The following is a 7,292-nucleotide window of genomic DNA, read 5'->3' as shown; positions in this document are numbered from 1 at the left end:
GTCGTGTCCTTTCGAGCAAGCGTGTCGGAGAGTCGGAAGACCCGAGCTTAAGGAAGCTCCGAGGCGCCGGCATGGCGGAAACTACGTAACCCGGAGACCATGCAAGGCCATTCAGGCGAGGTGGTCGGCCAGCACCCGGGCGACGTGCAAGGCCTCGCGCTGCGCCCCGTCGGCGATCTGGTGCCTGCAGCTGGTGCCGTCGGCGACGATGATCGCGTCGGGCGCCTCGCGCACCGCCGGCAGCAGGCTCAGCTCGGCCATCTGCATCGACACCGCGTGGTGGCTCGCCTCGTAGCCGAAGCTGCCGGCCATGCCGCAGCACGAGCTCTCGATCAGCGCCGGCAGCGCGTTGGGAATCAGCTTCAGCACGTCGAGCACCGGCTGGATCGCGCCGAACGCCTTCTGGTGGCAGTGGCCGTGCACCCGCATCGCCTGCGTCGCCGGCCGCAAGCGCGGCGCGAAACGGCCTGCCTTCGCCTCGCGGGCGAGGAACTCCTCCAGCAGCAGCGCGTGCTCGGCCAGCAGCTTGGCGTCATCGCCGAGGCCCATCACCAGCATCTCGTCGCGCATCGTCAGCAGGCACGACGGCTCCAGCCCGACGATCGCGATGCCGCGCTGCGCGAACGGCAGCAAGGCCTTCAGCAGCTCGCGCGCATTCGCCTTCGCCTGCTCCGGCATGCCGGCGGCCAGGTAGGTGCGGCCGCAGCACAGCGGCGCGCCCGGCCGGCTCGCGGCATGCACGGCGTAGCCGGCCGCCTGCAGCACGCGCACCGCGGCGGTCGCGTTCTCGCTTTCGAAGGCGCCGTTGAAGGTGTCGACGAACAGCACGACCGGCTTGTCGGCCTGCAGCACCTCGGCGCGCGTGACCAGGCCGATGTGCGGCGCCGCGCGGCGGAAGGTGTCGCGGCGAAAGCGCGGCAGGCTGCGCCGGGCCGAGAGGCCCAGCCAGCGCTCGGCCAGCCCCTTGGCGCCGGGCAGCGTCTCGCGCAGGTTGAACAGCCACGGCGCGGCGCTCGCGAGCCGCGCATAGGCCGGCAGGTGGGCGACCAGCCGGTCCTTCAGCGTGTGGCCGTGGCGGGCCTTGTCGTGCGCGGTGAACTCGAGCTTCATCTTCGCCATGTCGATGCCGGTCGGGCAGTCGCGTTTGCAGCCCTTGCAGCCGACGCACAGGTCCATCGCGTCGCGCACCGCATCGCTCGTGAAGCCCTGTTCGCCGAGCTGGTTCGACAGCGCGAGCCGCAGTGTGTTGGCGCGGCCGCGCGTCAGGTGCTGCTCGTCGCGCGTGACGCGGTAGCTCGGGCACATCGTGCCGGCGTCGAACTTGCGGCAGTGCCCGTTGTTGTTGCACATCTCGACGGCCTTCGCGAAGCCGCCGGCCGCATCGCCGCCGGTGCCGGGCGCGCTCGTGGTCTCGGTCGCCGGGTCGTTCTGCACGTTCCAGGCCGACCAGTCGAAGACCGGCTTCAGCGCGATGGTCTTGTAGCCCGGCGCATAGCGGAACAGGCTCGCATCGTCCATCTTCGGCGGGTCGATGATCTTGCCCGGGTTCATCAGGTTCAATGGGTCGAGGTGCTGCTTGATCGCGCGGAAGGCCTCGTTGAGGCGCGGCCCGAACTGCCACTCGATCCACTCGCCGCGGCACAGGCCGTCGCCATGCTCGCCGCTGTAGGCACCCTTGAACTTGCGCACCAGCGCGCTCGCCTCCTCGGCGATCGAGCGCATCTTGTGCGCGCCGCCGCCCGGCCCGCCCTGGCGCATGTCGAGGATCGGCCGCACATGCAGCGTGCCGACCGAGGCATGCGCATACCAGGTGCCCTTGCTGCCATGGCGGTGGAACACCTCGGTCAGCGCGTCGGTGTACTCGGCCAGGTGTTCGAGCGGCACCGCGCAGTCCTCGATGAAGCTGACCGGCTTGCCGTCGCCCTTCAGGCTCATCATGATGTTCAGGCCCGCCTTGCGCACCTCCCACAAGGCCTTCTGCGGCGCCTCGTCGCGCATCTCGACCACGCTGCCCGGCAGCTGCAACTGATCGCCCATCAGCTCGACCAGCTGCTTGAGCTGCGCGAGCAGCACCGCCTTGTCGTCGCCGCTGAACTCCACCAGCAGGATCGCCTGCGGCTCGCCGACCAGCGCCGACTCGATCGTCGGGCGGAACGCCGGGTTCGCGCGCGACAGCTCGATCATCGTGCGGTCGACCAGCTCGACCGCGCTCGGGCCCAGCTTCACGATGTGCTGCGCCGAGTCCATCGCGGCATGGAAGCTCGGGTAGTTGACGACGCCGAGCACCTTGTGGCGCGGCAGCGGCGCGAGCTTCAGCGTCAGGCTGCGCGTGAACGCGAGCGTGCCTTCGGCGCCGATCAGCAGGTGCGCCAGGTTGACGCTGCCGTCGGCGGTGTACGGCCGCTCGCTCTGCGGGCGGAAGATGTCGAGGTTGTAGCCGCCGACGCGGCGCATCACCTTCGGCCAGCGCAGGTCGATCTCGTCGCGTTCGGTGGCCGCCAGGCCGCGCACGAAACCGGCGATCGCGGTCTCCTTCGCGCCCAGCTGGTCGACGCGGCCGAAGCGCACATTGCTGCCGTCGCTCAGCCAGGCCTCGGCGGYGAGCACGTTGTGCACCATGTTGCCGTAGGCGATGCTGCGCGAGCCGCAGGAGTTGTTGCCGGCCATGCCGCCCAGCGTGGCCTGCGCGCTGGTCGACACGTCGACCGGGTACCACAGCCCGTGCGGCTTCAGGAAGGCGTTCAGGTGGTCGAGCACGATGCCGGGCTCGACCTGCACCGTCATCGCGTCGCGGTCGAACGCGATCACCTGGCGGTAGTGCTTGCTGGTGTCGATCACGAGCGCCGCGCCGGTGGTCTGGCCGCACTGCGAGGTACCGCCGCCGCGCGGCAGCAGCGGGGTCTTCAGGTCGCGGGCGATGTCGATCGCGGTGGCAATGTCTTGCGCGCTGCGCGGCACGAACACGCCGACCGGCATGATCTGGTAGATCGACGCATCGGTCGCATAGCGGCCGCGCGAGGCGATGTCGAACAGCGTCTCGCCCTGCGTCTCGGCGGCGAGTCGGCGAGCCAGCTCGGCCGCCTCGGGCGTGCCGAAGTCGCGCATCGAGCGGCCGGCCTCGCGGGCCACGCCGGCGTCGACCAGCGTGTTCATGCCGACACCTTCGGCGAAGAATCGAGCTCGCCGTGCTTCATCAGTTCGAGCACCACGTCGCGCTTGTTCAGCAGGTGCTGCACCAGCAGCTGGCGCAGGCCGGCGGCGTCGCGTGCCGTGAGCAGCTCGATCATGCGTTCGTGCTCGCCCATCGCGCGGGCCCACTTGGCCTCGTCGCAGTTCGAGCGGAAGCGCAGCGCCTGCAGTCGTGCGTTCACCGTGGCATAGGTCTGCGTCAGCACCGGGTTGCGCGCCGCGGCATTGATGTGCCGGTGGATCACCGCGTTGATGCTGTAGTAGGTGGGCAGGTCGCGCCGCGTGTAGGCCGCGAGCATCTCGAAATGCAGGGCTCGGATCTCGGCCAGCTCGGCCTCGGTGATGCGTTGCGCCGCCAGCTCGCCCGACAGGCCTTCCAGACCGGCGATCACCTCGAAGGTGTCGGCGATGTCCTGCGCCGAGAGTTCCATCGCGACCGCGCCGCGGTTCGGCAGCAGCTCCACCAGCCCTTCGGCGGCCAGCATCTTGATCGCCTCGCGCAGCGGGGTGCGCGACACCTTCAGCTCCTCGCACAGCGCACGCTCGTTCAGCTTGCTGCCGGGCGGGATGTGGTTCTCGACGATCAGCTGGCGCAGCCGCGTGCACACCTGTTGGTGCAGCACCTGCCGGGGGATGGAAATGATGTCGGCCATGGCGAGCTTTCTGAATTTGTATTCATTTTCTGAGCAAGTCGATGGTCATCATACGGACGCCATAGCGGGTGGCAACCATTGACAAAAGAATTTTGTATGCAAAACTCAGACGCATTCGGACCTCGTCAGGAGTCGTCATGATCGCGCTAGACCAGCACCCCAGCGGCCGTCATTTCCTGCAGATCCCCGGGCCCAGCCCGGTACCGGATCGCATCCTGCGGGCGATGAGCCTGCCCACCATCGATCACCGCGGGCCGGAGTTCGGCGTGCTGGGGCTGAAGGTGCTGTCCGGCATCCAGCAGGTGTTCCGCACGCGGCATCCGGTGGTGATCTACCCGGCGTCCGGCACCGGCGCATGGGAGGCGGCCCTCGCCAACGTGCTGAGCCCCGGCGACGCGGTGCTGATGTACGAGACCGGCCACTTCGCGAGCCTGTGGCAGAAGATGGCGCTGCGCCTGGGCCTGAAGCCGGAGTTCCTCGCGCTCTCCGGCACCGATGCGCTGACCGGCCTGCCGAACAGYTGGCGCCACGGCGTGCAGGCCGACCTGATCGAGAAGCGCCTGCGCGAAGACGCCGGCCATGCGATCAAGGCGGTGTGCGTGGTGCACAACGAGACCTCCACCGGCGTCACCTCCGACATCGCCGCGGTGCGCCGCGCGATCGATGCGGCCAAGCACCCGGCGCTGTTGCTGGTCGACACGATTTCGGGCCTGGCCAGTGCCGACTACCGGCATGACGAGTGGGGCGTCGACGTGACGGTCAGCGGCTCGCAGAAGGGCCTGATGCTGCCGCCGGGCATCAGCTTCAACGCGGTGTCGCCGAAGGCGATCGAAGCCAGCCGGAAGGCGCTGCTGCCCAAGGCCTTCTGGGCCTGGGACGAGATCATCGAGATCAACAAGACGGGCTACTGGCCGTACACGCCGAACACCAACCTGCTGTACGGCCTGAGCGAAGCGCTCGACATGCTGCTCGACCAGGGGCTCGACACGGTGTTCGCGCGCCACCAGCGCTGGGGCGAGGCGGTGCGCAGCGCGGTGCGGGCCTGGGGCCTGCCGATCCAGTGCGCCGACGCATCGGTGTACTCGCCGGTGCTGACCGGCGTGATCACGCCCGAGGGCGTCGACGCCGACGTGCTGCGCAAGCTGATCCACCAGCGCTTCGACCTGTCGCTCGGCACCGGGCTCGGCCGCGTCAAGGGCCGCATGTTCCGCATCGGCCACCTCGGCGACTGCAACGACCTGACGCTGATGGCGGCGTTGTCGGGCGTCGAGATGGGGCTGAAGCTGTCGGGCATCGTCACCGCGGGCAGCGGTGTGCAGGCGGCGATGGATTACTTCTCTTCGCATCCGCAGAGCACGGCCCTGAAGGCCGCCGCCTGAAGACACCGCATTCCACAACAGTCAGGAGGTTCGCATGCAACGTCGTTCGCTACTCCAGGCCGCGGCCGGTGCCGTCGCCAGCCTGGGCGCGCCCCGCCTGTTCGCGCAGGGACTGCCCTCGGGCCCGATCCGCATCATCGTGGGCTTCCCGCCGGGCGGCGGCACCGACGCGCTGGCGCGCGTGCTGGGCCAGAAGCTGGGCGTGATGTGGGGCCAGCAGGTGATCGTCGAGAACAAGGCCGGCGTCGCCGGCGTGCTGGCCGCCGACTACGTGGCGCAGCAGCCGAGCGACGGCAGCACGCTGCTGATGGCGCACATCAACAGCCACGCGCTCGCGCCCAGCCTGCAGCCCAAGCTGAACTACAACGTCGAGCGCGATTTCGTGCCGATCATGCTGGTCGGCGTGACGCCCAACCTGCTGATCGCCGGCACGATGCAGCCGGCCGTCACGGTGAAGGACATCGTCGCGCTGTGCAAGGCCAGGCCCGGCGAGATCAGCTTCGGCTCGGCCGGCTCGGGCTCGGCCCAGCACCTGGCGCTGGAGATGTTCAAGCTGAGCGCCAAGGTGAATGCGCTGCACATCCCGTACAAGGGCAGCGCGCCGGCCATCACCGACCTGATCGGCGGGCAGATCAACTACGTGTTCGAGACGATGACGGCGGCCACGCCGCATGTGAAGGGCGGCAAGGTGATCGCGATCGCGCAGACGCGCACCCGACGCGCGAAGGGCCATCCGACGGTGCCGACGATGGCCGAGCAGGGCTTCCCCGATTTCGAGGCCACCACCTGGTACGGCCTGGTCGGCCCGGGCAAGCTGCCGAAGGGGCTGGCGCAGAAGATCAACGACGACGCCAACAAGGTGATGGCGATGCCCGACGTGCAGGAGCGGCTGGAGAGCTACGGCGCCGAAGACGGCGGCGGCTCGTCGGAGAAGTTCACCGCGTTCATCCACTCCGAGATCGCGAAGTGGGCGAAGGTGGTCAAGGAAGGCCACGTGAAGTCGGACACCTGATCAGTCGTATTTTCGCGCGTCCTCGATGACGCGTCCGTCATTGGGCAGGCTGCCCGGCGTGCACAGTTCCACCTCGCCGCGCAGCTTGGTCACGTCGCGGATCGCCTCGGCAATGCGCGTGGCGAGGCCTTCCGGCGCGTCGCTCGCTTCGACACGCAGCACCATCCGGTCGCTCGCCATCTCGCCGCTGACCACCAGCCGCGCCCGCACGATCTCCGGGAAGCGCCTGGCCACCTCGGCCACCTGCGACGGGTGCACGAACATCCCGCGCACCTTGGCCGTCTGGTCGGCGCGACCCATCCAGCCCTTGATGCGCGTGTTGGTGCGCCCGGTCGGGCAGCGGCCCGCCAGCACCGCCGACAGGTCGCCGGTGCCGAAGCGCACCAGTGGGTAGTCCGGGTTCAGCGTGGTCACGACCATCTCGCCGACCTCGCCTTCGGGCACCGGGTCGCCGGTACCGGGCCGCACGATCTCGACGATCACGCCTTCGTCGAGCACCAGCCCTTCGCGGGCCTCGGTCTCGTACGCGATCAGCCCCAGGTCGGCTGTCGCGTAGCACTGGTAGCCTTCGATGCCGTGGCCGCGCAGCCAGTCGCGCAGTGCCGCTGGAAAGGCCTCGCCGCTGAGCAGCGCGCGCTGCACCGAGCCGAGCGAGCCGCCGCCCTCCAGCGCCTTGTCGACCAGGATCTTCAGGAAGCTCGGCGTGCCGGCATAGCCGTGCGGCCGCAGCTCGCGCATCGCCTGCAGCTGCAGCTCGGTGTTGCCGACGCCACCGGGGAACACGGTGCAGCCGAGCGCGAGCGCGCCGCCTTCCATCATCGAGCCGGCCGGCGTCAGGTGGTAGCTGAAACTGTTGTGCACCAGGTCGCCGGCGCGAAAGCCCGCCGCATGCAGTGCGCGGGCGGCGCGCCAGTAGTCGGTGGCCGCACCCTCGGGCTCGTAGATCGGACCGGGCGACTGGAACACGCGGCGCGCGCCGCCCGGGCGGCGCAGGCCGCGCCAGCCGATGGCCGAGAAGCCGCCGAACGGGTCGCTGGCGCGCTGCGCCTGCTGCAGCGC

The 7,292-nt window shown here is 69.5% G+C and carries 5 protein-coding genes; 2 read left to right on the top strand and 3 right to left on the bottom strand.

What is annotated here, in order from left to right:
• Positions 1 to 111: 111 nt before the first annotated feature.
• Both AC1D01_RS14755 and AC1D01_RS14750 read right to left on the bottom strand, forming a co-directional pair.
• A complete protein-coding gene (locus AC1D01_RS14755; protein ID WP_477867436.1) occupies positions 112 to 3,105 on the bottom strand; it encodes an FAD-binding and (Fe-S)-binding domain-containing protein in 2,994 nt (997 codons plus the stop codon).
• A 44-nt stretch (positions 3,106 to 3,149) separates the two neighbouring features.
• A complete protein-coding gene (locus AC1D01_RS14750) occupies positions 3,150 to 3,842 on the bottom strand; it encodes a GntR family transcriptional regulator (RefSeq protein WP_477867434.1) in 693 nt (230 codons plus the stop codon).
• A gap of 137 nt (positions 3,843 to 3,979) precedes the next feature.
• On the opposite strand from AC1D01_RS14750, the gene AC1D01_RS14745 reads away from it, so the two are divergent.
• Positions 3,980 to 5,221: a pyridoxal-phosphate-dependent aminotransferase family protein gene (locus AC1D01_RS14745; RefSeq protein ID WP_477867432.1), complete on the top strand. Its 1,242-nt coding sequence runs from the start codon at positions 3,980 to 3,982 to the stop codon at positions 5,219 to 5,221.
• Positions 5,222 to 5,255: 34 nt separating this feature from the next.
• Positions 5,256 to 6,233 (top strand): Bug family tripartite tricarboxylate transporter substrate binding protein, encoded by a 978-nt coding sequence (locus tag AC1D01_RS14740; protein WP_477867430.1) that lies wholly within the window; start codon positions 5,256 to 5,258, stop codon positions 6,231 to 6,233.
• Here AC1D01_RS14740 and AC1D01_RS14735 read toward each other — a convergent pair.
• A partial coding sequence (locus tag AC1D01_RS14735) for a phenylacetate--CoA ligase family protein (protein WP_477867428.1) occupies positions 6,234 to 7,292 on the bottom strand: 1,059 nt, incomplete at its 5' end.

The organism is Rhizobacter sp. P3_B12 (genome assembly GCF_056402895.1).
This window is presented reverse-complemented; position numbering and strand designations above follow the sequence as displayed.

Excerpts from the sequence above, each read along its gene's own strand:
- AC1D01_RS14750 (WP_477867434.1), bottom strand. The coding sequence starts at position 3,842 with ATGGCCGACATCATTTCCATCCCCCGGCAGGTGCTGCACCAACAGGTG.
- AC1D01_RS14740 (WP_477867430.1), top strand. The coding sequence starts at position 5,256 with ATGCAACGTCGTTCGCTACTCCAGGCCGCGGCCGGTGCCGTCGCCAGC.